Source organism: Shouchella shacheensis (assembly GCF_001484965.1).
In the GTDB taxonomy this organism is placed as follows: domain Bacteria; phylum Bacillota; class Bacilli; order Bacillales; family Bacillaceae_D; genus Shouchella; species Shouchella shacheensis.
This window is the reverse complement of sequence record NZ_KQ947398.1, coordinates 44,210-66,801: the sequence shown is the minus strand read 5'-3', so window position 1 is coordinate 66,801 and position 22,592 is coordinate 44,210. Positions and strand designations below refer to the sequence as shown.

The 22,592-nt window shown below is 49.3% G+C and carries 22 protein-coding genes; 1 reads left to right on the top strand and 21 read right to left on the bottom strand.

Annotated features, from left to right (window positions below; all coding sequences use genetic code 11):
* Positions 1-198, top strand: a 198-nt coding sequence (locus AVZ68_RS20560; protein ID WP_218970833.1) for a hypothetical protein, incomplete at its 5' end; no start/stop codon positions are given.
* Between the two features lie 143 nt (positions 199-341).
* On the opposite strand, the gene hepT is transcribed toward AVZ68_RS20560, so the two are convergent.
* The 21 genes from hepT to metH form a co-directional block, all read right to left on the bottom strand.
* A complete protein-coding gene (hepT, locus tag AVZ68_RS05575; RefSeq protein WP_059103555.1) occupies positions 342-1,313 on the bottom strand; it encodes a heptaprenyl diphosphate synthase component II in 972 nt (323 codons plus the stop codon).
* 54 nt (positions 1,314-1,367) lie between these two features.
* Positions 1,368-2,207 (bottom strand): menaquinone biosynthesis protein, encoded by an 840-nt coding sequence (locus tag AVZ68_RS05570; RefSeq protein ID WP_059103550.1) that lies wholly within the window; start codon positions 2,205-2,207, stop codon positions 1,368-1,370.
* A 26-nt stretch (positions 2,208-2,233) separates the two neighbouring features.
* Positions 2,234-3,106: a UbiA-like polyprenyltransferase gene (locus tag AVZ68_RS05565; protein ID WP_082676323.1), complete on the bottom strand. Its 873-nt coding sequence runs from the start codon at positions 3,104-3,106 to the stop codon at positions 2,234-2,236.
* Between the two features lie 25 nt (positions 3,107-3,131).
* Complete coding sequence (locus AVZ68_RS05560; RefSeq protein ID WP_059103549.1) at positions 3,132-3,845, bottom strand: demethylmenaquinone methyltransferase; 714 nt, start codon at positions 3,843-3,845, stop codon at positions 3,132-3,134.
* Positions 3,842-4,627, bottom strand: a complete 786-nt coding sequence (locus AVZ68_RS05555; protein WP_180316673.1) for a heptaprenyl diphosphate synthase component 1 — start codon at positions 4,625-4,627, stop codon at positions 3,842-3,844. The genes AVZ68_RS05560 and AVZ68_RS05555 overlap by 4 nt, the downstream gene beginning before the upstream one ends.
* A gap of 95 nt (positions 4,628-4,722) precedes the next feature.
* Positions 4,723-4,950 carry a trp RNA-binding attenuation protein MtrB gene (gene mtrB / locus AVZ68_RS05550; protein ID WP_059103547.1) on the bottom strand — a complete coding sequence of 76 codons (228 nt, stop codon included), beginning with the start codon at positions 4,948-4,950 and terminating at the stop codon, positions 4,723-4,725.
* A gap of 19 nt (positions 4,951-4,969) precedes the next feature.
* A complete protein-coding gene (folE, locus tag AVZ68_RS05545; protein ID WP_059103546.1) occupies positions 4,970-5,536 on the bottom strand; it encodes a GTP cyclohydrolase I FolE in 567 nt (188 codons plus the stop codon).
* Positions 5,537-5,998: 462 nt separating this feature from the next.
* Complete coding sequence (gene spoIVA, locus AVZ68_RS05540; RefSeq protein ID WP_059103545.1) at positions 5,999-7,477, bottom strand: stage IV sporulation protein A; 1,479 nt, start codon at positions 7,475-7,477, stop codon at positions 5,999-6,001.
* A gap of 210 nt (positions 7,478-7,687) precedes the next feature.
* Complete coding sequence (locus AVZ68_RS05535; protein WP_059103544.1) at positions 7,688-8,416, bottom strand: YphF family lipoprotein; 729 nt, start codon at positions 8,414-8,416, stop codon at positions 7,688-7,690.
* Positions 8,417-8,449: 33 nt separating this feature from the next.
* Positions 8,450-8,656, bottom strand: a complete 207-nt coding sequence (locus AVZ68_RS05530; protein WP_059103543.1) for a DUF2768 domain-containing protein — start codon at positions 8,654-8,656, stop codon at positions 8,450-8,452.
* Between the two features lie 638 nt (positions 8,657-9,294).
* A complete protein-coding gene (locus AVZ68_RS05520) occupies positions 9,295-9,558 on the bottom strand; it encodes a stage VI sporulation protein F (protein WP_059103541.1) in 264 nt (87 codons plus the stop codon).
* 63 nt (positions 9,559-9,621) lie between these two features.
* The gene (locus AVZ68_RS05515; RefSeq protein WP_059103540.1) at positions 9,622-10,665 is read right to left on the bottom strand and encodes an NAD(P)H-dependent glycerol-3-phosphate dehydrogenase; all 1,044 of its coding nucleotides are present in this window, start codon (positions 10,663-10,665) and stop codon (positions 9,622-9,624) included.
* A 12-nt stretch (positions 10,666-10,677) separates the two neighbouring features.
* A complete protein-coding gene (gene plsY / locus AVZ68_RS05510) occupies positions 10,678-11,295 on the bottom strand; it encodes a glycerol-3-phosphate 1-O-acyltransferase PlsY (protein WP_059103553.1) in 618 nt (205 codons plus the stop codon).
* Between the two features lie 28 nt (positions 11,296-11,323).
* Entirely contained in the window at positions 11,324-12,637 is a 1,314-nt protein-coding gene (gene der / locus AVZ68_RS05505; protein WP_059103539.1) for a ribosome biogenesis GTPase Der, read from the bottom strand.
* 78 nt (positions 12,638-12,715) lie between these two features.
* Positions 12,716-13,342, bottom strand: a complete 627-nt coding sequence (locus AVZ68_RS05500; protein WP_059103538.1) for a YphA family membrane protein — start codon at positions 13,340-13,342, stop codon at positions 12,716-12,718.
* A gap of 317 nt (positions 13,343-13,659) precedes the next feature.
* A complete protein-coding gene (rpsA, locus tag AVZ68_RS05495) occupies positions 13,660-14,811 on the bottom strand; it encodes a 30S ribosomal protein S1 (protein WP_059103537.1) in 1,152 nt (383 codons plus the stop codon).
* A 190-nt stretch (positions 14,812-15,001) separates the two neighbouring features.
* Positions 15,002-15,589 carry a lysophospholipid acyltransferase family protein gene (locus tag AVZ68_RS05490; protein WP_059103536.1) on the bottom strand — a complete coding sequence of 196 codons (588 nt, stop codon included), beginning with the start codon at positions 15,587-15,589 and terminating at the stop codon, positions 15,002-15,004.
* Positions 15,590-16,264, bottom strand: a complete 675-nt coding sequence (cmk, locus tag AVZ68_RS05485; RefSeq protein ID WP_059103535.1) for a (d)CMP kinase — start codon at positions 16,262-16,264, stop codon at positions 15,590-15,592.
* A 244-nt stretch (positions 16,265-16,508) separates the two neighbouring features.
* Complete coding sequence (gene ypeB / locus AVZ68_RS05480) at positions 16,509-17,861, bottom strand: germination protein YpeB (RefSeq protein ID WP_059103534.1); 1,353 nt, start codon at positions 17,859-17,861, stop codon at positions 16,509-16,511.
* An 18-nt stretch (positions 17,862-17,879) separates the two neighbouring features.
* Complete coding sequence (gene sleB / locus AVZ68_RS05475; RefSeq protein ID WP_059103533.1) at positions 17,880-18,887, bottom strand: spore cortex-lytic enzyme; 1,008 nt, start codon at positions 18,885-18,887, stop codon at positions 17,880-17,882.
* Positions 18,888-19,137: 250 nt separating this feature from the next.
* Positions 19,138-22,590: a methionine synthase gene (gene metH / locus AVZ68_RS05470; RefSeq protein WP_059103532.1), complete on the bottom strand. Its 3,453-nt coding sequence runs from the start codon at positions 22,588-22,590 to the stop codon at positions 19,138-19,140.
* Positions 22,591-22,592 lie beyond the last annotated feature (2 nt).

Sequence of the window (22,592 nt, the reverse complement as noted above, 5' to 3'; positions counted from 1 at the left end):
GCTCGCTCCTGTCCGTATGAGCACCCCTCTTGTCCGATTGAAGCTCGCTTCTGTCCGTATGAGCGCTCCTCCTGTCCGATTGAGGCTCCCTCCTGTCCGTATGAGCACTCCTCTTGTCCGATTGAGGCTCGCTCCTGTCCGATTGAAGCTCCTCTTGTCGGTATGAGGATCGTTCCTATCGAGAATAGCTGCACCTAATTCCTTATACCAGTGGATGAGGTGCACTTTCCGTGGCCGAAAGTTGAAGACCTAAGTATCTGTCCCCCTAACCTATTAGACGAGCTATGTTTCTTTTTTGGCCCTTAACCAAAAAAGCCCAGGAACTTCCCATGGGCTTTCTTCTAATATTTCCTCCGTCCAATATAGGCGGCAATTTGCTTGAAGTGCGTCTTCACTTCATGATTCGGGAGTTGGTCAAGCATATCATGTGCTTTTTGCAAGTACCGGTCGCTGATGGCCTGAGCGTGCTCGATGCCCCCAGAGACCGCCACTTTTTCAAGAATGGGCTGCATATTCACTGTGGCGGCGTTCTCTTTCGTGAGCGTTTGTGCGATCTCCTCTTTAAATGTCGCATCGCGCTCCATCGCATAAAGAGCCGGAAGCGTAACGTTGCCCTGACGCAAGTCTCCGCCAGCAGGCTTGCCTAGCTGCTCTTCTGTACCGACAAAGTCTAGGATGTCATCCATGATTTGATAAGACATGCCGAGATAGTAGGCAAAGTAATACATCCTTTTCTGCACCTCTTTCTCAGCTCCTGCGGCAATCGCCCCAAGCTCACAGCTAACAGCAATGAGTAAGGCGGTCTTTCGTTTAATGCGGCGTAAGTAGGTACGAAAGTTCTGTTCCCAGTTGTATTGGTCGCGAATTTGCTCGACTTCCCCTCTGCAAATCTGGTACATCACATCTGAAATAATCAAGTGCACCCGCTGCTCGCTAAAGGCCTTTGTCGTTTCAATGGCCTGACCAAAAATATAGTCTCCTGTATACATGGCCACTCGGTTATCCCAGCGTGATTTCACGGTTACATGCCCTCTCCTAAGCGGAGCATTATCAATGACATCATCGTGAACAAGGGACCCCATGTGGATGAGCTCCAGCGAAACCGCAATATGCTTAAGCCTGTCGAGGTCATAGCCGCCGTATTTCCCAGCGAGCAGCACGAGGACAGGTCGAATACGTTTGCCACCTGCTTTCAGAAGGCCAGTGGACGCTTCACGCAAAACTGGGTGACGGGCGTTAAGCGTCTCTTCAAGCTCCTCTTCAATGTATTCAATATCCGCCTGAAATTGTTTGTAAATATCCGCTAGTTTCATTTTGACCTCATCCACCCTCATGCAGAAAATCCTGCTCGTAATCTCGCTTTTTGCTTATACATGAAGCCCGCTCAACATTTCTAAGTCACTTACCGGAGCACTCATGTAGCCCTCTTCATAGACAAGCCGGAAATAATAGAGCAGCCCCCTTTGTTTCTCTTCGTCCCATTCGTGCTTTAGCTCATGAAAGTACTGCTCGAAATAATGACGGCTTGCATCCCCTTGTTCGCTCATATCCTTGGAGAGTTGTCTGTAGCCATCCTTGTGGGTCTTGAGGTAGCTGTCTTTAAGCGCCTCTTGAACAAAGGCTACCTCTTGTTCCTTCTCAAAAAGAACATCTTTCCGCACAGCGAAAAGGGCGTACGTCATGGGTAGCCCAGTGTTATTATACCACATCTCGCCTAAATCGTAGACGTGAGCCACTTCTCGGTTTCGGTTTTTAATGGCGTCATCTCCAATAAGAAGCGCCGCGTCATTGTCTTCTAGCATCTCATCTAGATCTGGAGCCATTGGTTTATAACGAACATCCATACGGTAAAAACGCTTAAGCATCACCTTTAACAAATGAACCGTCGTCTCAGAGCTTGTGGTAAGAGCAATCCTTTTCCCTGTCAATTCTTCAATCGGATCGTTAGAGAACAGTAGAAGCGAGCCGACTTTGCCTCTGGAGGCGACGCACAAGTCCGGAAGGATGACGTAGTCGCTAGCATTTTCTCCATAAGCAAACGAGGAGATGCCAGCAAGATCGACATCGCCCTTCCGAAGCATGGCATTCACACGTGAAGGAACATCGCGCACAAACGTGATCTCTTTTTCCTCAAGCTCCTCTCGCTTTAACCGATGGAAAAATGGCAGGATGTTCGCATAAGCAATTTCCCCAACAGAAAGGCTCATATAAACCCCCTCCTTTCAAAAGTCAGTTATCGCGCCAAGAAAAGCAAGTCTCCTAGCGCAAACAGAAATAACACAACGCTAAGCGTTCCATTCATTGGAAAGAAGGCGATCTGTACGCGTGATAAGTCGCGCTCGGAAACAATGGAATGTTGGTAAATCATAATCAATCCTGCTAGAGCAACGCCGATGATATACAGCCAGCTAAATGACGTGGCAAAGAGCAGCGCCACAAAAAAGCCGAAGCTACCCATATGAAAGCCTCTGGCAATAAGCAATGCCTTCTTTATTCCGAAGCGGCCAGGAATCGAATGAACGCCGTACGCTTGATCAAAATCAGCGTCTTGCGTTGCATAGACCGTGTCAAAACCAGCGAGCCAAAAAACTACCGCTAAAAACAAGCAGAAGGCTGGCCAAGAAAGCTCTCCAGTCACGGCGACCCAACCGCCGAGCGGGGCAATGCCAATGGTGACGCCTAGGATTACGTGGCAAAGCCATGTGAAGCGTTTGGTATAGGAGTAGAAAACCAAAAAAAAGACGGCCAGAGGCAGCAAGTAAACCGAAAGCCAGTTTAGCTGATAGGCGGCAAAAAACAAAAGCGCAAACGAGGCGGCAATAAAGACCCAGACATCCACCTTTGAAAGCAAGCCTGCAGGAATTTCTCTGTTCGCTGTCCGCGGATTCTGCTTGTCTATTCTGGCATCAATGACTCGGTTTAAGGACATCGCCGCACTTCTCGCTCCAACCATCGCAAGCGTCACCCATATGATCTGCCAGAGGGTTGGCGACGTATCGTTGACTTCATAGCTTCCAAGCATCATTCCCAAAAACGCGAATGGAAGCGCAAACACCGTGTGCTCAAATTTAATCATTCTAAGAATGGTTTTCGTTTTGTTAATCACTACGGGATTTCTCCCCTTCTTTTCATCAATTATTCCTCAGCTTAATGCCTAAATGCATCGCGGCCACACCGCCTGTGTAGCTTTTCACTTTCACGTTTTCCAGACCAGCTTCACGGAACATTTCCGCCAGCTTCTCTCGGTCTGGAAAGGACATGGTTGATTCTTGAAGCCAGGAATACTCCTCATAGCTCTTCGCAAACAGCTTGCCAGCAAGAGGCATAATACGCTGAAAATAAAAAAAGTACAGCTGCTTAAATCCTGGAATGGTCGGCTGTGAGGTTTCCAAGCAGACGACTTTTCCGCCAGGCTTCACAACACGCGTCATTTCTTGGAGCACACGCCTGTAATCAGGCACATTGCGCAAGCCAAACCCAATTGTCACATAATCAAATGTACTAGTTTCATACGGTAGATCCATAGCGTTGCCGTGGATTAAGGTCACATTCTTTGCTTTTCTGGTCTTCACTTTTTCTTCTCCAACCTTAAGCATGTTCTCACTAAAGTCAAGACCGACCACATTTCCTGACTCTCCGACCGCTTCTCCTAAAGCAAGCGACCAGTCCCCCGTTCCGCAACAAACATCAAGGGCACGGCTCCCAACCTGTACGTCCAACGCTTTCATCGTGTCTTTGCGCCACGCTTTGTGACGCTGCAAACTGATGATTGAATTCATGACATCATAGCGTTTATGGATCGACTGGAACACTTGGTGGACACGCTCTTCTTTCGACTGAGTCATCCAAGCCTCCCCTCCTCAAGGGTGAGCTTCGCCTCTGTTTTTCGTCGACCTATGCTGCTATTGATCGTGGGAGCCAGTTCAGGGTAAGCATCCGCGTGACGCTCTAGGACCTCGATCAACTTCCCCTTCGCCATTTGCCAGACCCTCCACGCTCGATCTTCGTCCCCTTCTGTCAAAACCACCTCGACAAGCGGAAAATGCGTTCCTTCTCTCCACTGTTTTTCTTCCTCGACCATTCGTTTAAACAAAAAAAAGTCCGCAAGCAGCTCGTTGTACTCCCATTGCCCAAGCGTCGCTGCAATGTTTTGCACAAGCATGGCATCAATGCCCCTGGCAATTTCAAGCGCCTCGGCAAATGGCCGTTGCTCTGATACATAGACGCTCATTTTCTGCTCGTGAATTTCCTGTATCGTACTGCCATAAAGCTCAATCATGTCCACCGCGTTGACGCTGGCGAGCGACTGATAGTAAAGCGCACTATAAAAGTCTCCAGCAAGAACGTTGAGCTGACGCTTTTTTCTAGATGCATCATCCTCGGAGTTATGTAAAGAGACGCGTGCATGAATGTCGAGTCCAGCATGAACAAAGCCTGCGGCAAGCGTAATCGCGCTCGCTCGCTCTATGGACGTCCCCTTTAAAAAAATCGAATAGGTCAGCCACAACTCTTCTTCATCTGGACATGTATCATCAATATAGGTGTGCAAGTACTCGTGATGAACGAGGCTTGAGAAGCGCTCTTTCAATTGCGAGGCCGATTGAAACGACCACTCTTGGTTACTCATGCCCATACTAATCCCCTCTGCTTGTATTGCTCGTCCTTTGCTCTTTATTAATTATAGCACAGCAACGTATGGGGCTCCATACTTGATCTGTCGCCTTATTCGCCCTCGTCATTTGATTCCATCGTACCATGACTCGTTTGAATCGTCGCCTTCCCGCGAACTTTGACTAGAGAAGTGTGCTCGGTGAATTGACCGATCATCACCTCTCCTTTGTCCAGTTTTTCCGTGTGAAGAAAGCGGGTGTCAGACCCGCGTGTTAACCCAATCACTTGAACGCCGTTCGCCTTTGCTTTAATTACAAATACATCCTCATTGCTTGCCATCTGACATTCCCCCCCTGCTTTATCGTTCGCTTTCTATTAAAGAAAGCACTTCTGAGCGAGCAGATGCATCTTCTGCAAAAGACCCCCGCGACGCTGTGGTCACCGTCTTGGAACCAGGTCGTTTAATCCCTCGCATGGCCATGCACAGATGCTCCGCCGACAAGACCACCATCGCCCCCTGTGCCTCTAACGTCTCCATAAGCGCCTCTACTAGGGTCGTGGTCATGCGCTCCTGCACTTGGGGACGGCGCGCCACCACGTCTACCGCGCGCGCAAGCTTGCTTAGTCCGGTGACGTTACCATTTTTTGGAATGTACGCTATATGAGCTTTCCCAAAAAACGGAACGAGATGATGCTCGCACATCGAGTAAAAGGGGATATCTTTTACAAGAACAAGCTCTTCGTGTTCTTCACTAAAAACCGTTTTTAAGTGTTCTTTCGGATCTTCACTCAGGCCGCTAAACATTTCCTCATACATCTTTGCCACGCGTTGCGGTGTGTCGTTTAACCCTTCCCGGTTTGGGTCTTCACCGACCGCTTCCAAAATCATGGTCACAGCCTGCTGTAATTTATCGCGATCAACCATTCCTTATTCCCTCCATCTAACCTAACTCCATATGTTTCTTCTCTTCTTACCACACTTTTATAGAAAGCTCCATTAAAGAGTAGCAAAAGAGAGCTAGAAAAGCAAAAAGAACTCATCGCCGCAGCGTGAGTTCTTTTTGCCAGCTATTTCGTTTGTGAGGGTTGAAAACGCTTTGCTGTTTTTATAGAGGGAGATATACCCCGCCTCCGCCTTTTAGCCAATCCAGCTGCGGCGGGTAGAAGCTCGAGATTTTTCGCCCTGACAACGAAATCCAAGTTCGGGATTTCTTTTGTCAGGTCTCCAAAATTCTCGCTCCTGACCAACCCGCCTTCGCTTTTTATCTAATCCAGCTGCGGCGCCCACTCGCTCGAGGTTTCTTCAGGCCGCTAGTTCAAGCCAAGTTCGGGCTTGATCTACCGTCCTTCCAGAACTTGTCGCTCGTGAGCAGGGCGCCTCCGCCTTTTATAAAATAATCGCGATGAGGCCGCCGGAGCCTTCGTTGATGATGCGTTCTAAGGTTTCTTTTAGCTTGTAGCGGGCGTTTTCCGGCATAAGTGAGAGCTTGGCGGAAATGCCTTCGCGGACAATGGAATTGAGCGAACGCCCGAAAATGTCGGAATTCCAGATCGAGAGCGGGTTTTCTTCAAAGTCCTGCATTAAATACCGGACGAGTTCTTCGCTCTGCTTCTCTGTGCCAATAATGGGGGCAAACTCTGACTCCACGTCGACTTTAACCATGTGAATCGATGGTGCTACAGCTTTCAAACGGACCCCGAAACGTGAACCCTGTCGAATGATCTCTGGCTCGTCGAGGCTCATATCAGAGAGCGCCGGAGCAGCAATGCCGTAGCCCGTTTGTTTCACCATTCGCAGCGCGTCCGCGACCTGATCGTATTCGGACTTGGCGTGGGCAAATTCTTGCATGAGCGAAAGAAGATGGTCTTTGCCGCGGATCTCCACACCGACGACTTCTTTCAGCACCTCATCATAAAGGGAGTCTGGTGCGTACAAATCAATCTCAGCAATGCCCTGGCCCATCTCAATTCCGGCCAGCCTTGCCTGATCAATAAACTCCTGCTCTGTAAACTGACTCACGACACGGTCGACATCGCGCAGTCGTCTGATGTCTTTTACCGTTTCACGAACGGACTCTTCGTAGCTTTGACGAAGCCAGTGATCTTCCGTAAGAACCATTACCCAACTAGGTAAGTTCACATTGACTTCATGAACCGGAAATTCAAAGAGCACTTCTCTAAGGACATTGTTAATGTCATGGTCAGTCATGCTCTCGATGCTCATCGAAAGCACAGGAATGTCGTACTCTTCGGAGAGCGAGGCACGTAGCTGCTCTGTGTCCGGATGGTTCGGTCTCACGCTATTGACAACCATAATGAATGGCTTGCCTACTTCCTTTAATTCTTCGACGACTCTTGATTCCGACTCCAGGTAATCGTATCGTGGAATGTCTCCAATCGTGCCGTCGCTTGTGACGACCACACCGAGCGTTGAATGCTCCTGAATAACTTTGCGAGTGCCGATCTCAGCTGCTTCTTGAAACGGGATTGGCTCCTCGTACCAAGGGGTGTGAATCATTCGAGGGCCATTCTCGTCCTCATATCCTTTGGCTCCTGGGACTGCATAGCCAACGCAGTCAACAAGGCGAATGTTTACATCGAGCCCATCGTCCACATGAATGGAGACGGCCTGATTGGGAACGAATTTAGGCTCTGTCGTCATAATCGTTTTTCCTGCCGCTGATTGAGGCAGCTCGTCTTGTGCGCGTGCTTTATCGGACTCATTTTCGATATTCGGTAACACCACGAGTTCCATGAATTTTTTGATAAACGTCGATTTCCCCGTACGGACCGCTCCGACTACCCCTAAGTAGATATCACCACCGGTGCGTTCCGCGATATCTTTAAAGATATCAACTTTTTCCACAAGATCCCCTCCCGGTCAAGTAAATTTGATGCAGCCGAGTCCCGTCGCTCTAACCATTACTATCCCTATGACATTGTCCACTTATTATGACTAGTTCGACTCATTTTCTTGCCTGCACCTTATCCTTTCAGAAAGGGGAGCCCAAACGGAAAATGCCCCTTCCAGTGATAGTCTATCGATGGAAGAGGCAGATTAGACCTATTTTTTTCATCAAATGTCATTCAGACCGCGATGGTAGGTTGGTTCACCTGATTCATCCAGCGAGTACGGCACGGAATGGATGGGAACAAAAGGGGATTCCTCATAAAGGAGCGGACGCAAATCCTCCCCTTCCTCGGGAAGTGAATCTCGCTCTTGAATTGCTTTATTGAGGTCAATCTTGTAGTCAATAACGACATCCCCTTCATTCGTAAGAAGAAGAGGCAAGAACGTTGAATCGTACGGACTCTCAACGAATGGTTCCTCGCTATACCCAAGTTCCGAAAAATCGAGCGTAACCAATCCGCTATCGACAGGTTCATCGACGGGGGCGTAGGTGTGTTCTCTCATATAACTGTCGAGACGTCGCTGTAAGTCTTGGATGACGTTCATACTTGAAAGGTCCACAAGCTTGACCTCCGGAGCTTCCTCCACGTTAACGAGTACATACTGAAACGTCCCGCCATTCTCAAAGGCCGTGCCGGGTGGATCTGCCATATATTCTGGGACGAGCTGATTAAAATCAATCACATAACGCTGGTAAGTCGGGGTGGTCTCATCGAATGTACGAATTGGCAAAACCGCTGTATCTGCTTGAAACCGTTCCACCGCATTTTGAACACTCGCAATTTGATCTGGATAGGGAACTTGATTTTCTGCCCGCTGCTCTTCCGGCAAGAAACACCCTGCAAGAAGGACACTGACGGAAAGAACGCTTACAAGCTTGGCCATAGTCTTCATGTAGAATACGTTCCTTTCTATTGAGCTTGTCCCTTATGAATGCGTTGCCGTTGGCCCACCGACGACAATATAAAGCACAATGAAGCCGGATACGACGAGGCATAAAAAGGAAAACGATAGCACCACTTTTTGAATAATCCCACCAAGCTTCGTTCGCGCTAGAACCGCTGTTCCAGCAGAGACGAACATCAGGATCAACCCAAAAAAGGATATGTACATATTTAACATCGCCTCGGACATAGTGCGCACCTCTCTTTTATTGTCACTCCCTTTCATTATAGCATACTTGAGGACGCAAATGTGGGGGTTGTCTTTGACAACATGCCCGCTCATCGAAGCAGCTTCTGTTCAACCCGCCTCCGCCTTTCCTGATCCAGCTACAAGGGCTACTCGCTCGAGGTTTCTTCAGACCACCAGATCAAGCCAAGATCGGGCTTGATACTGCCGTTCTTCCAGAACTTGTCGCTCGTAGGCAAGCCCCTTCCGCTTTTCCTGATCCAGCTACGGCGGGTAGAAGCTCGAGATTTTTCAGTCCTTCCCGGAAATCCAAAACTGGGATTTCTCGGGCAGGCCTTCCAAAATTCTCGCTTCTGACCAACCCGCCTTCGCTTTTCCCTGATCCAGCTACAGCGGGTAGAAGCTCGAGATTTTTCAGTCCTTCCCGGAAATCCAAAACTGGGATTTCTCGGGCAGGCCTTCCAAAATTCTCGCTTCTGACCAACCCGCCTTCGCTTTTCAAACAAAAAAGCTAGAGAGAGTGGGGCGCTCTTCTCTAGCTGACTAAACCCTCGTTCCTAAAGCCCTTATTTGTAGTAGATGTTCTACTAAAGCATATGCAGCTTTTGGAAAATGGATTGTATGTTTGACTAGCTTCGTCGTTATTTTTTGTTAAACATTTTTGAAAGAGATGAAAGGTCTGCCGGCATGTCGTCATTCATAATTGATTGAACAATCTGATCTTCTTTTTCTTTAGAGACTGGTTTGTTTGCAAGTGCAGCAACTTGACCGATCAGCTGTCGAAGCGTCGCCTCATCCTTCAGGTTTGACTGGCTCACAGAATTCGCTAACTTTAAAAGTTCGTCTGGGCGTACTTTTGTTGTCTTCTGCACTTGGTCAAAGAACGAATCACTTTTTTTATCCATCTCATACCCTCCTCAAGCGTCTGTTCACGATATCGTATGCAAGAGGGGAGGGAAAGTGCGTGCTTACTGCAATGAATCGTTCGAGTCAGGCAAATACAGTTCTTCTACTTCGTGCTTTTTTACCCGGCCCATCAAAGCTTCCGCAGCGTCCTGGGGATGGATGCCCTCGAATAAAACAGAATAAAGCGCCTCCGTTAGCGGCATCTCAATTTCGTATTTTTTTGAGAGCTCATAAGCAGCCTGCGTGGTACGAACGCCTTCGACAACCATGCCCATTTCACTTAGCACCTCATCCATCGAGAGGCCTTCCCCGAGCATCTTGCCCGCACGCCAATTTCGCGAGTGGACGCTCGTACAGGTCACAATTAAATCGCCAAGCCCTGTCAACCCTGCAAAGGTAAGTGGTTTGGCGCCCATCTTCACACCAAGACGCGTAATTTCGGTTAAGCCACGCGTCATAATCGCCGCCTTGGTATTGTCGCCAAGCCCAAGACCGTTCGTCACCCCACATACGAGCGCGATGATATTTTTTAAAGCACCGCCGATTTCGACACCGACTAAATCAGGGTTGGTGTAGACACGAAACTGCTGGTTCATAAACAAGTCCTGAGCAAGAACTGCCGCTGTGTCATTTTCAGAGGCAACCGTTACCGTCGTGGGTTGTCTAGTGGCCACTTCCTCGGCATGGCTTGGGCCGGAAAGAGCGACCACGGCCGCAAGTGTTTGCGTCTGTTCATCCTCTTCCCAGATCATTTCGGAGACACGTGTATGCGTCGTTGGCTCAATGCCTTTGCTTGCGTGAATAATCGTTGTGTTTGAAGACAAATGCGGGATCATAAGCTGCATCGTTTCCCGAACGGCTTTTGTAGGTACGACAAGCAGCACGGTTTTCACATTGGCAAGGGCCTCACCAAGGTCCGTCACTCCTTTTAACGCCTTTGGCAAACTCACACCTGGCAAGTACTTTTCATTCGTATGCGCTTCGTTGATTTCGTTCATTTGCTCTTCACGGCGTCCCCAAATGTTCACGTCACAGCCGTTATCCGCTAACACAAGAGCAAGAGCCGTACCCCAGCTCCCGGCACCTATAACCGCTATTTTCTCCATCACATCTCCTCCTCAAGCTTGCTTTCTAGCACCAATTTTGCTTTCTGTTCCAGAAAGTAACCGACTAAGATTGTCGCGATGTCTCCAAAACGACAGAAGGGCAAGTAAAACCGAGAACCATATGTATGCAGTTGGATACGGGTAAACCGGCAGCAGCAGTAGAGCGGCAACTGGAGTCAACAGTCCAAACAAGAGAGACCCAAGAGACACAAACCGTGTAAATACGATGCTTAAAATGGCAACAATGCCAGCAATCAGCGCTGGGTAAAAGAGGAGCGTGGCTACTACCCCAATGGTCGTCGCTACTCCTTTGCCCCCTCGAAAGTTAAAATAAACAGGCCAGTTATGCCCAACAATGGCCGCAAATCCAGCCACCGCAGGCACTAGATTGTTGCCATCGGAAGAAACCCAAATGGCAAGCCAAACGGTGACGATCCCTTTTAAGATATCAAGTCCAAGCACCGCGATGGCTGGTCCTACCCCTAGAACACGCAATGTATTTGTCGCTCCGGCGTTTCCGCTGCCTGTAGAACGAATGTCAATTTTCATAAGCTTCTTGGCAATTAAATAGCTAAAGCTAATAGAACCAAGCAAATAACCAACCACGGCTGTAACAATGAAAGCAACCAACGTCAAACCATTCTCCCCCTAACAATGGTTAATCGTTTTTCTTTCGTGCGATGATGCGAACCGGCGTCCCTTCAAACTCAAAGGTGGCCCGCAACCGATTTTCCAAAAAGCGTTTGTATGAAAAGTGCAATAGCTCAGGTTCATTGACAAAGAAGACGAACGTCGGCGGCTGAACGGCTACTTGTGTCACGTAGTTGATCTTCAGGCGCTTCCCCTTATCGGTTGGCGTCGGATTCATCGCTACGGCATCCATAATCATGTCATTCAAGACATGGGTCGGGACGCGCAGATGATGGTTTTCAGAAACAAACTGAACGACGGGAAGAAGCAGATGCAATCGTTGCGTTGTTTTTGCGGAAAGGAACACAACCGGGGCATAGGAAAGAAACTGAAACCCGTCTCGAATTTTCTGTTCAAATTCTCGCATCGTCTTATCCGTCTTCTCAACGGCATCCCACTTGTTCACTACCAAGACAACCGCCCGCCCAGCCTCATGTGCATAGCCGGCAATCTTTTTGTCCTGCTCAATAATGCCTTCTTCGGCATCGATCACGACGAGAACCACATCCGAACGCTCAATCGCCTTCAAAGAGCGAAGAACGCTGTATTTTTCCGTGGCTTCATAGACTTTGCCGCGCTTACGCATCCCAGCCGTATCGATGACCACGTAATCTTGGTCGTCTTTCGTGAAGGAAGTGTCAATTGCGTCCCTCGTCGTGCCAGGAATTTGGCTGACAATCACTCGCTCTTCCCCAAGCAAAGCATTGACAAGCGACGATTTGCCAACATTTGGACGGCCAATGAGCGCCATTCTAATCGTATCTTCATCAACGTTATCGTCCGTTTCCTCCGGAAAGTGCCTGACGACTTCATCCAGCATGTCGCCAAGCCCAAGACCATGAGAACCAGAAATGCTGAACGGTTCTCCCATTCCTAGCGAGTAGAACTCGTAAACGTCCGCGCGCATCTCCAGATTATCAATTTTATTCACAGCAAGCACCACCGGCTTCTTTGAACGGAAGAGCAAATTGGCGACTTCTTGATCCGCCGCTGTAATGCCTTCGCGTCCATTGACCATAAGAATAATCACATGAGCTTCCTCGATCGCAAGTTCCGCCTGCTGGCGCATTTGCACAAGAAGAGGTTCATTCCCCAGTTCAATTCCACCGGTATCTATAACATAAAACTCGTGATTGAGCCATTCCCCTTTGCTGTAAAGACGATCCCGTGTGACTCCTGGTAAATCTTCGACAATGGCCACTCGTTCCCCTACCACTCGATTGAAAATTGTTGACTTTCCCACATTTGGACGACCAACAATTGCAACAACAGGTTTTGTCATCCTCTCACTACCTTTCTCTCTGACCTACCTTTAGGTTCGAGTTCATCGTCCCTTTGTAGCCTGTTCATTTTACTAAACTCAGGCATGCTTGTCTATCTTATCTGTAAAATAAGGGGATTTCTGCACGGGCCTTGCTGCAAGTCTCTCCAATTGCTTAATCACCCACGCCCCGCTACCGAGACTCAGGAGACTGAAAAAAGTAAACGCCAAAACATCAAAGAACTCAAGCGTTCCTACCATTGCCCAGCCGTGAAGCGACTCTTTATAGACGACCATCGCCACTTCGCCATGCAAGAGCCCTGTAAAAGCAAGCAAAAGACGCCCACGCCACTTTTTCGCGAGAAGCAGACTTGCGAGCACAACGGCGGCGCACAAAATGTAGAGTTCATCCACGATGAGCAGGACAGGGTCAAACAAAAGTACAAGGCTAACTCCTACATAGACCGCTGCTGTGAGCGAGGAAGCGAATACTCCATAAAGTAGCTTGCCAACGGGAGTGCTCCGCCAGCAAAAATAACAGGCCAAAAGGGCAAAGACGTACCCTGCACTCACTTCAATTGGGCCCACTTCTAATGAAACAGGAATGAGAGACAATAAGACTAATATAGCAAGACAATAGAGGAATCTTTCGCGTGTCTTCCCCCAAAAAAACGTGCCAATAATCCAGGCCATCCAACCAAACCAATAGAGAATCGCACCGTCCATCTAAACACCTCCATGGGCATCAGTATGGACGGTCTCGTTTGTTTTTAGACCAACCTTTCGCAAAATCCAAAAGCGAAGGGCCCCGCCCAGTTGTGGAGCGAGTGGGCGCCGGAGCTAGACCATACCGAAAAGCGGAGGCGTCCTGCTCGCGAGCGACAAGTTCTGGAGCGACGGCAGATCAAGTCCGAACTTAACTTGAACTGGCGGCGTGAAGAAACCGTTACCGGGGCGAAAAATCTCGAGCTTCTCTCCCACCGAAGCTAGAAAAAAGGCCCCACGCTTAACGAAGAAGCGTGAGAGCCGTCTTTTGCTTACCCTTAATTACGGTATTTTTTTAGCTGATCGCCAATCATATCTCCAAGAGAGAAGCCGCCAGAGTCTTCCTCATGACCACCCTCATACGAATAAGATTCCGGCTGTTCTTCGTTTTCTGCTGCATCCTTAATGCTTAGGGAAATACGTTTGTCCGCTTCATTTACATCAAGGACTTTCGCTTCGACTTTTTGTCCTTCCTCTAACACTTCTTGAGGCGTCCCGATATGACGGTGAGAGATTTGCGAAATATGCACAAGTCCCTCCACACCAGGAGCGACCTCAACAAAAGCACCAAACGAAACGAGGCGTTTCACTGTGCCTTGCAGAACATCGCCGACCGCAAACTGACTGCCAATGTTTTCCCAAGGGCCTGCTTGCGTTTCCTTGATGGAAAGAGAAACACGTTCGCTGTCTGGATCGACCGCAAGGACCTTCACATTAACTTTGTCACCTTCCGTCAGAACATCTCCTGGCGTTTCTACACGGTGATGAGCGATTTGCGAAATATGCACAAGTCCGTCAACACCACCTACGTCCACAAAGGCTCCAAACTTGGTTAAGCGTTGAACCGTTCCCTCAATCACATCGCCGCTTGAGATCGATTCAAGAATACTTTTCTTCTTCTCTTCAACCTCAGCATCAAGAACGGCACGCTGACTCAAAATTAGCTTGTTGTTTTCTTGATCGATTTCCGCAACTTTTAGGCGTAAGGTTTTGCCTTTATAGTCACTAAAGTCGTCGACATAATGGCGCTCTACAAGAGAGGCAGGGATAAAACCACGCACTCCTACATCGACGACTAAGCCGCCTTTTACCACTTCTGCCACTTCTGCTTCAATAATCTCCCCTGTTTCATAGGCGGTGTGAAGCTTGTCCCATGCTTTCGCTGCAAGAACTGCGCGCTTAGAGAGCACAAGCTCGTCATCAGATACTTTTTGTACCGAAAGTTCAATTTCATCATCAACCGTAAGCACATCGCTTACTTTCTCAACATGCAGGCTGGAAAGCTCGCTAATAGGCACAATTCCGTCTACTTTAAAGCCAACATCCACATATGCCTGCTTGTCCTCCACCTTTGTCACTTTACCTGAGACGACATCGCCCACTGAAAAGGACTTCATCTCATTCATTTCGTTATTCATTTCTTCAACCATTGACGTTTGCCTCCTCATTCATTCCGGCCATCAGCCGGTTGTACAAATCCCCCCGGAATCCCTACTCCAAGGAATCATTTTTTAAAAAACAACCAACAGCAGGAGATCTTCTGCCGGGAAGTTTCATCATATACATCTAGTTCTGTTATCATACCATGATCCGCCCGAGGAAAGAAAACGTTTTATGTTCTTACGTCGGACGATGGGTGGCGATCAGTTGCTCGATCTCACCCATAATCGCTGTGGTTGCTTCCTCTGCCGTCGCTTTGTTTTCGCGCAAGGTCGACATATCAAAAGGCTTACCGTAGACGAGCTTTACTGGTTGTCGCTTTTGGTAAGGGCCTATGATCGCACAAGGAACAATATAGGCATTGCTCCGAAGCGCAAAAAACCCAACGCCCGCCAGACCTTTGCCGAGCTCTCCCGTTTTGCTTCTAGTTCCTTCTGGAAATAGGCCAATCATATGACCTTCTTTTAAATATGAGAGCCCCCGCCTAAGCGACTGCTTATCGCCCCCTCCCCGCTTCACAGGGAATGCTTTAAGCTTTGGGAGTAGCCATTTAAGCACAGGCTTATCGAACAGCTCCTGCTTGGCCATATAGTGCACTGGCCGTTCAATATAGGAGCCAAGCAGTGGCGGATCATAATTGCTAATATGGTTGCAGCACAGAAGAACACCTCCGTCATCCGGAATGTTTTCCTTGCCTATAACCTCTACTTTGTAGCCCGCATTTAGAAAAAGGCGACAGGCAAACTTCCCAACATCGTACAAGCTCATTTACGCTGTTCGCTCCTTTACCAAATCATAGATAGTCTCGACCACTTCCTCAAACGTCATCAAAGTGGTATCGAGTTCTACCGCATCCTCCGCCTTTTGCAAGGGCGCTACCTCACGGGTAGAATCAAGCTCATCTCGCATGGCGATCTCTCGCTTTAGTAATTCAAAGTCCGAGTCCATCCCGTTTGCAAGCTGCTCTTCGTACCGTCTTTTAGCTCGCTCCAATACTGAGGCCGTTAAAAATACCTTAAGGTTCGCATGAGGCAGAACGTGCGTGCCAACGTCACGCCCATCAAGCACCGCGTTGGCTTTCGTGGCTAAAAGCTGCTGCTGCTGCACCATCGCGCGTCTAACGGGCTCATGACTGGCGACGGCCGAAACATTCGCATTAACCTCATTGCTTCGAATCGCTTCTGTCACATCGGTCTCATTCCAGAAAACGTTCGCCCCCTGTCCTGAGGTATCAAGCTCTATGCGTCCACCTTCAAGCAACTTGTAAAGAGCCTGTCCGTCATGCACGCTAACCCCTTCACGAAGGGCCGCATACGTAAGCGTTCGGTACATCGCGCCCGTATCGATATACAGAAACCCGAGTCGCTTGGCAATTTGTTTGGCCACGGTGCTTTTTCCAGCACCCGCCGGACCGTCAATGGCCACATTCACACTGTTCGTCATTCTCCACAACTCTTTCCTACAAGTCTCTCCCATTAAGCGTACAATGAAAGAAGCCACATTTCAATCCATATCTATCGGCAAGAGGGGCTTTTCTTAGTATGCCCCTATTATGGCATGTTTCTGAAAAATCGCAAGCCACGAAAAGCGCAGGCGGGTCGCTTAGAAGCGAGGATTTTGGAAGGCCGGGGACATAGGAAAACCCCCGGAGACTCGTTGTAGCGAGCCTCCAAGGGCTAGTTGGTTCCTACTCTGCGAAGTTATATACAGGCTCTGCTCCATGCATTCGATCTACTTTTTCTTCTTCGCCCGTTTCGGCGTTGATGAAAATGCGGTACGTATCATTGTTGATCGTTCCGTAAAATTCGTATGCGAGCACTTTTTCATGGACATCATTTTCAATCATCGCTAGATGGTCTTCCATAATTTGAACCTGCGGATTCACGTTTGCTTCTGCTTCTTCTTTCGTGATGGCTGGTTCTGGAATGTCCCTTTCGTTATCATGATGAATCAAATGCCCTCGGCCAACGTAGGAAATCACATCGCCATCATCAAGCGCTACTTCAATGGTCACGCTATCCGGATACACGCGGACATCGTCCTCCACATGAGCAAATTCAAACACTCCTATATTGTCGTACTGATTGCTGTCTACAAGCTGCATGGATTCTTTCCCTCCACGTTCGAGGAAAGCCTGAGCTTTGTCAGAAGCTTCATTCAAACCAAGAGAAGCTTGGTCAATTTGACGGTCCTGCAAAAACCAAATCGGCTCTCCGCCCTCAACACTCATATCCATGCTATAGTTGGCCCCTCTGTCCGGATCGTCAATGACAAGCGAATAGGCCGGGTATTCTAGAGCCTCTGCGGCATCTGATATTTGCACATTTGTGCCTTCACCCAATTGTAAGTATTCAAGAGCCTTTTCTTTGGCCTCTTCTTTGCTGACTTTCTCACGTCCGGCTAGCGCTTCTTTTAACTCTCCATTCAAGTTGCGAATCGCGGAGTCTGTAGCTCCCCACTCTACCTCACTAAACCCTTTGACCGATTCATTCATTTTCTCAAAGTTCCCCGCTACGGAGGATTCTTTAGGCTCATGGGCGAGCTCCTCGTCCATATCCAGCCATTGTTTATGTTGCTGCATCATCATCGCTTGGGATTCGCGCATGTTTTCTCGAATCGAGCCGGACTGTTCGTAAAGCTGAGTCAAGGTTTCATACTCCTTATCCGACAGGGGCTCATTGTCTAAGTCACGGATTGCCGTACGGTTCGCAAAATCGGCTACTTTAAATAAGTATTCCTCTGCCTCGCTTAGTTCCAAGCCCTGCACGGGCAGTTCGGCCATGTTATTTTCCGCAAGACTTGTGGCTCGCCACACATTCGCTAGCGCCGGTGTTAATTGACGCTGGCTATTCATCGCAAGTGTTTTTCCAAGGTCGTCTTCAATTTGATCAACATGATAGGTCAGATCGTGAAACGCTCGCTGGTAGTCGTTCTCTTTGCTAATCTGCAGCTGCTCTTTTTGCTGCATCTCCGTGTAGCCCCAGTATCCTGTACCAGCGACAGCAATGGCAAGAGCGGCAATAGTGATATTACGAATCATCGGTTGTGCACCTCCATCTTAATAAGCAAAAATATGTTTTCCAATCCGCTTTGCCTGATCACGAGTCCAAATCCAGCCAGACGTTGCTGTATCCGGGTTAAAATAGTACAGGCAGTTGTTGGTTGGATCTTGACCGTTGAGTGCATCAAGCACTGCTTGTCTCGCGTTTTCGTCTGCGCCGAGATTAATTTGGCCATCCGCGACTGCTGTAAACGCTCGCTCTTCATAAATGACTCCAGGCACCGTGTCTGGAAACGTCGCCGAGTTTAAGCGATTGACGATGATCGCCGCAACCGCTACTTGACCCTCATATGGTTCACCGCGCGCCTCACCATACACCGCCTGGGCCATTAATTCAATATCGTTATTGGAATAGCCGGCAGGAGCGTTTTGTGCCTTTTCAATGGTGGGTTCATTGTCTTGTGCGTCCGGTTGCTCGGGAGCCGGGGCACCGCCTTCTTCTCCGCCAGGTTCCTGATTGCCTTGCGGTTGATCTTGGCCATTTTCAGGCGCTTGGTTCTCGCCTGGTTCTTGCTCGCCGCCTCCTTGGGAGCTGCCTTCATCTTGACCACCTGTGCTTCCTTGTTGGCCACGTTGTCCTCTATCCGCACTTCCTTTTTCCCCTTTTTGAACGTCCTTTGGCGTGCCGCCGTAATGGGAAAATTTACGCCCTTCTTTAAGTGCCTTTTGCACAAATTCCTCATTGTATTCCGTGCTTTTTGCTAGCTTATTTTTCATTTGATCGCCAACAAGTCCATCCACCTCAATGCCGTATTCATTTTGATAGTTGCGCACGGCCCAGTATGTGCCCCAGCCGTACACTCCATCCACCGTTCCATTATAATAGCCCACGTACTGCAGCCTAGCCTGCAGCTCAACGACATCATTACCCGTCGCCCCTTTTTGAATCACTTGCTTGCTAAAAGCATCCGCAGCTTCTGTTCCTGTTAAAGACAAGCTTGCCGCTAGACCGAGAACCGCGCCTGCGCGTAGAACGAACTTGCTCACTCGCCGTATGTTCACCATTTGTTCCTCCTTATGCCCCACAATAGAAGTGGGAAGTGTGTATGAATTTGGTCGTTAACGGTAGTGTTTGTCAGCCCTTCGTTTTTATACAGAATTTATGCGTGGTCCTATTTGAGGAAGAGAGTGCCTAAGAGGGCGGCCCTTTTTGTGGTTCCCTCGCTTGCTTATGATTCTCATCTGATTTTGTGACATCTCAACCGCCTAGATACAAAAAGACCCGAGGAAACGTTCCTCGGATCTCGCAGATGATTTACGACGACAACACATTGAAATAACGGCCTTCTGGATGGGAAAAGACGAGTGCTGTGACCGAAGCTTCGGGCTCCATCATAAACCCTTCGGTCAGCTCGATGCCAATTTTTTCTGGCTTCAGGAGGCGAAACAGCTTTTCCTGATCCTCGAGGTTTGGGCAGGCCGGGTAGCCAAAGGAGACCCGTACCCCTTGATACTTCGCAGCAAAACGTTCAGCCATTGTAAAATCAGCCGTGTCTGGGAAACCCCAGCGATCGCGCATTTGCTGGTGCACGCGCTCGGCTAGTCCTTCCGCTGTCTCCAGTGCGGCCGCTTGAATGAGGTGACTGTACAGGAAGTCACCAGCTTCCTTGGCACGCTCAGCCTCCTCGCGGACATCGCTGCCAGCCGTTACCGCAAGAAAGCCGACATAGTCCATCTCCTCACCGACCGGGCGCACATAATCGGCCAGACAGAGAAACGGCTTGTGCGTTTGCCGTGGGAACGAAAAGCGCTCTATCTCCGTCTTTTCGTCCTCTGAGCAATAGATGACAAGATCGTCCCCATCCGCCTGTGCCGGGTAAAAGCGGTACAACGCATTGGCCTTTAGAACCTGCTCCTGTTTGGCTTTTTGAAAGAGGGCCTCCACTTTTTCCATTAACCCGACCACACGCTCGTCTCCTTCTTGCAAGAGACGGCTCACTTTTCCTTGCACACCTAGATGACGGCCAAGAAGCATCTGCATGTTCACGTACGGATAAATGTGATCAATCTTGTAATTGCGAATGATATGTTCGTCTAGGTCTGCCGGTTGAAACACGGGAAAGTCGTGAGCCACATCCGACTTTTGCGGTGGCGCGTCCAGAACAGCTACGGGCTGTGGACGTTTCCTTTCCTCATAGGCAGCCTTTTGTGCTCGCTGTTCGCTTAGCTCCACGCCTAAGGTCTCCCGTCCTTCTGCTGTTGAAATGCGGTTCGCGATATCGAGTCCGTTCATGGCATCTTTCGCGTACACGACAAGTCCCTCATACTCAGGGGCGATCTTCGTGTCCGTAAACTTTCTCGTCAGCGCCGCTCCACCTACAAGGATCGGCACTGAAATATCCTGAGTCCGCAAATCCTGTGCGGTAAGCACCATTTGTTGAGCCGATTTGACTAAAAGTCCCGACAAACCAATCGCACTTGGCCTCTCCTTCTGAACCGCCTCTACCAGTTCATTTGGGGTTACCTTAATGCCAAGATTGACAATGGTGAAGCCGTTGTTGCTTAAAATAATATCGACCAAGTTTTTGCCAATGTCATGAACATCGCCTTTTACCGTAGCGAGCAGAATTTTCCCTTTGCCCTGATCATCTTCTTTCTTCTCCATATATGGCTCTAAAAAAGCCACAGAGGCCTTCATGACTTCCGCACTTTGCAGCACTTCGGCCACAATCAATTCATTGTTGTTAAAGAGGCGCCCGACCTCATCCATCCCCTTCATCAACGGGCCGTTGATGATATCTAGAGGGCTCGCAAACGTCTCTAGCGCCTCCGAGAGGTCTTTGCTTAAATGTTCCTTTGTTCCCTCAACCACATAGGTAGCTAGGCGCTCCTCTAATGACAGATGAGCATACTCCACGGTTTTTTCTTTCTTTTTCCCACGGTAAAAAGCAGTGAAATCCGCAAGCGTCGCATCATCGGTTTCAAAAAGCAGCTTCCTCGCAAGCTCTTTCTCCTCATCAGCAATGCTTGCATAGCGCTCCAGCTTTTCAGTGTTGACAATCGCGTAGTCGAGTCCTGCCTGCGTGCAATGATACAAGTATGCCGCATTCAGGACCTCTCTGCCTACCGGCGGCAAGCCAAAGGAGACGTTGGAAACACCAAGAATCGTTAAGCAGTTGGGGAGGGCCTCTTTAATCCTCTTAATGCCCTCGACGGTGGCCTCTGCTGACCCAAGATACGCCGCGTCTCCTGTCCCTACCGGAAAAACGAGCGGATCGAAAATAATGTCCTCGGCAGGGATGCCGTATTTTTCCGTGAGCAGCTGATGGCTTCGCTTGGCGACTTCCAGTTTTCTTTCGGCGGTAACCGCCATTCCCTGCTCATCAATCGTGCCGACCACCACAGCAGCCCCAAACTTTTTCACAATTGGAAGCACCGCTTCAAAACGATCCTCCCCGTCTTCGAGGTTAATGGAATTGATAATCGCCTTCCCTTGCGAGTATGTGAGTGCTTTTTCGATTACCTCCTCATCTGTGGAGTCAATCATAAGCGGCACTTTGACTTTGTTCACCACATGCGAAAGAAACGCCTCCATGTCTTCAAGCTCTTCGCGGTCAGGATCAGCGAGGCAAACATCAACGACATGTGCCCCACGCTTCACTTGGGCGCGCGCGATTTCTGAAGCTTCTTCGAATTTTCCTTCCGTAATCAAACGTTTGAATTTCCGCGAACCGATCACATTCGTTCGTTCCCCGACAAAGAGCGGGCGCATGCTATCCTCATAAATAAGCGGCTCAATGCCGGAAACGGCGTGATTCGACCGCTCGGCCACTTTTCTTGGGGCATAGCCTTTAATCACTGCGGATATCTTTTCGATATGCGCCGGTGTGGTCCCGCAGCAACCGCCGACGAGATTGAGCCAACCCTTTTCGGCAAAAGCCTCTAGCTTTTTCGCAAGCGAATCCGGCGTCTCATGATACTTGCCTTCTTCATCAGGGAGGCCTGCATTCGGGTAGCAGCTAACATTCGTCGTCGCAAGCTCTGAAAGCGAGCGCAAATGGTCACGCATGAATTCCGGTCCGGTGGCACAGTTTAGTCCGACAACTGCAGGTTTCATATGCTCAAGTGATAAGTAGAAGGCTTCAATCGTCTGTCCAGCAAGCGTCGTGCCCATCGGCTCGATCGTGCCAGAGACCATGATTGGCAGTCGAACGCCGTGCGCCTTGAAGGCCGCATCGATCCCGAGATACGCCGCTTTGACGTTGCGCATGTCTTGGCTCGTCTCAAGCAGAAGCACGTCACTCCCGCCGGCAATCAGCCCTCTTGCCTGCTCTTCATAGGCAGCCTCAATTTCCGCAAAGGTAGCCCCGCCCGTCACGGATAGCGACTTTGTTGTTGGTCCCATTGCGCCAGCGACAAACCTCGGACGCTCTTCCGTCGAAAAACGATCCGCTTCGATCCGGGCTAGTTCGGCGGACGCTCGGCTAAGCTCAAACGCTTTATGACCAAGATCATAATCATCCAGCACCACGCTCGTTGAGCCGAACGTATTCGTGGAAATAATGTCCGCCCCAGCTTCCAAATAAGTGCGGTAAATGTGCGAAATCACATCAGGGGCCGTTTCGTTTAAATATTCGTTGCATCCTTCATAGTCTTCGCCTCCAAAATCTTCTGCTGTGAGATTGGCCTCTTGAAGCATCGTCCCCATCGCTCCGTCCAGCACAAGAATGGACGTTTCAAGCTGTTGTTCAAACGCTGTTTTGGTCATGC

Coding starts and splice junctions, on each gene's coding strand:
- sleB (WP_059103533.1), bottom strand. CDS start 18,887: ATGGTGAACATACGGCGAGTGAGCAAGTTCGTTCTACGCGCAGGCGCG.
- AVZ68_RS05520 (WP_059103541.1), bottom strand. CDS start 9,558: ATGGATAAAAAAAGTGATTCGTTCTTTGACCAAGTGCAGAAGACAACA.
- AVZ68_RS05570 (WP_059103550.1), bottom strand. CDS start 2,207: ATGAGCCTTTCTGTTGGGGAAATTGCTTATGCGAACATCCTGCCATTT.
- AVZ68_RS05490 (WP_059103536.1), bottom strand. CDS start 15,589: ATGAGCTTGTACGATGTTGGGAAGTTTGCCTGTCGCCTTTTTCTAAAT.
- folE (WP_059103546.1), bottom strand. CDS start 5,536: ATGGTTGATCGCGATAAATTACAGCAGGCTGTGACCATGATTTTGGAA.
- AVZ68_RS05560 (WP_059103549.1), bottom strand. CDS start 3,845: ATGACTCAGTCGAAAGAAGAGCGTGTCCACCAAGTGTTCCAGTCGATC.
- AVZ68_RS05535 (WP_059103544.1), bottom strand. CDS start 8,416: ATGAAGACTATGGCCAAGCTTGTAAGCGTTCTTTCCGTCAGTGTCCTT.
- mtrB (WP_059103547.1), bottom strand. CDS start 4,950: ATGGCAAGCAATGAGGATGTATTTGTAATTAAAGCAAAGGCGAACGGC.
- hepT (WP_059103555.1), bottom strand. CDS start 1,313: ATGAAACTAGCGGATATTTACAAACAATTTCAGGCGGATATTGAATAC.
- AVZ68_RS05500 (WP_059103538.1), bottom strand. CDS start 13,342: ATGGACGGTGCGATTCTCTATTGGTTTGGTTGGATGGCCTGGATTATT.
- AVZ68_RS05530 (WP_059103543.1), bottom strand. CDS start 8,656: ATGTCCGAGGCGATGTTAAATATGTACATATCCTTTTTTGGGTTGATC.
- cmk (WP_059103535.1), bottom strand. CDS start 16,264: ATGACGAACAGTGTGAATGTGGCCATTGACGGTCCGGCGGGTGCTGGA.
- AVZ68_RS05515 (WP_059103540.1), bottom strand. CDS start 10,665: ATGGAGAAAATAGCGGTTATAGGTGCCGGGAGCTGGGGTACGGCTCTT.
- metH (WP_059103532.1), bottom strand. CDS start 22,590: ATGACCAAAACAGCGTTTGAACAACAGCTTGAAACGTCCATTCTTGTG.
- der (WP_059103539.1), bottom strand. CDS start 12,637: ATGACAAAACCTGTTGTTGCAATTGTTGGTCGTCCAAATGTGGGAAAG.
- ypeB (WP_059103534.1), bottom strand. CDS start 17,861: ATGATTCGTAATATCACTATTGCCGCTCTTGCCATTGCTGTCGCTGGT.
- AVZ68_RS05555 (WP_180316673.1), bottom strand. CDS start 4,627: ATGAGTAACCAAGAGTGGTCGTTTCAATCGGCCTCGCAATTGAAAGAG.
- rpsA (WP_059103537.1), bottom strand. CDS start 14,811: ATGGTTGAAGAAATGAATAACGAAATGAATGAGATGAAGTCCTTTTCA.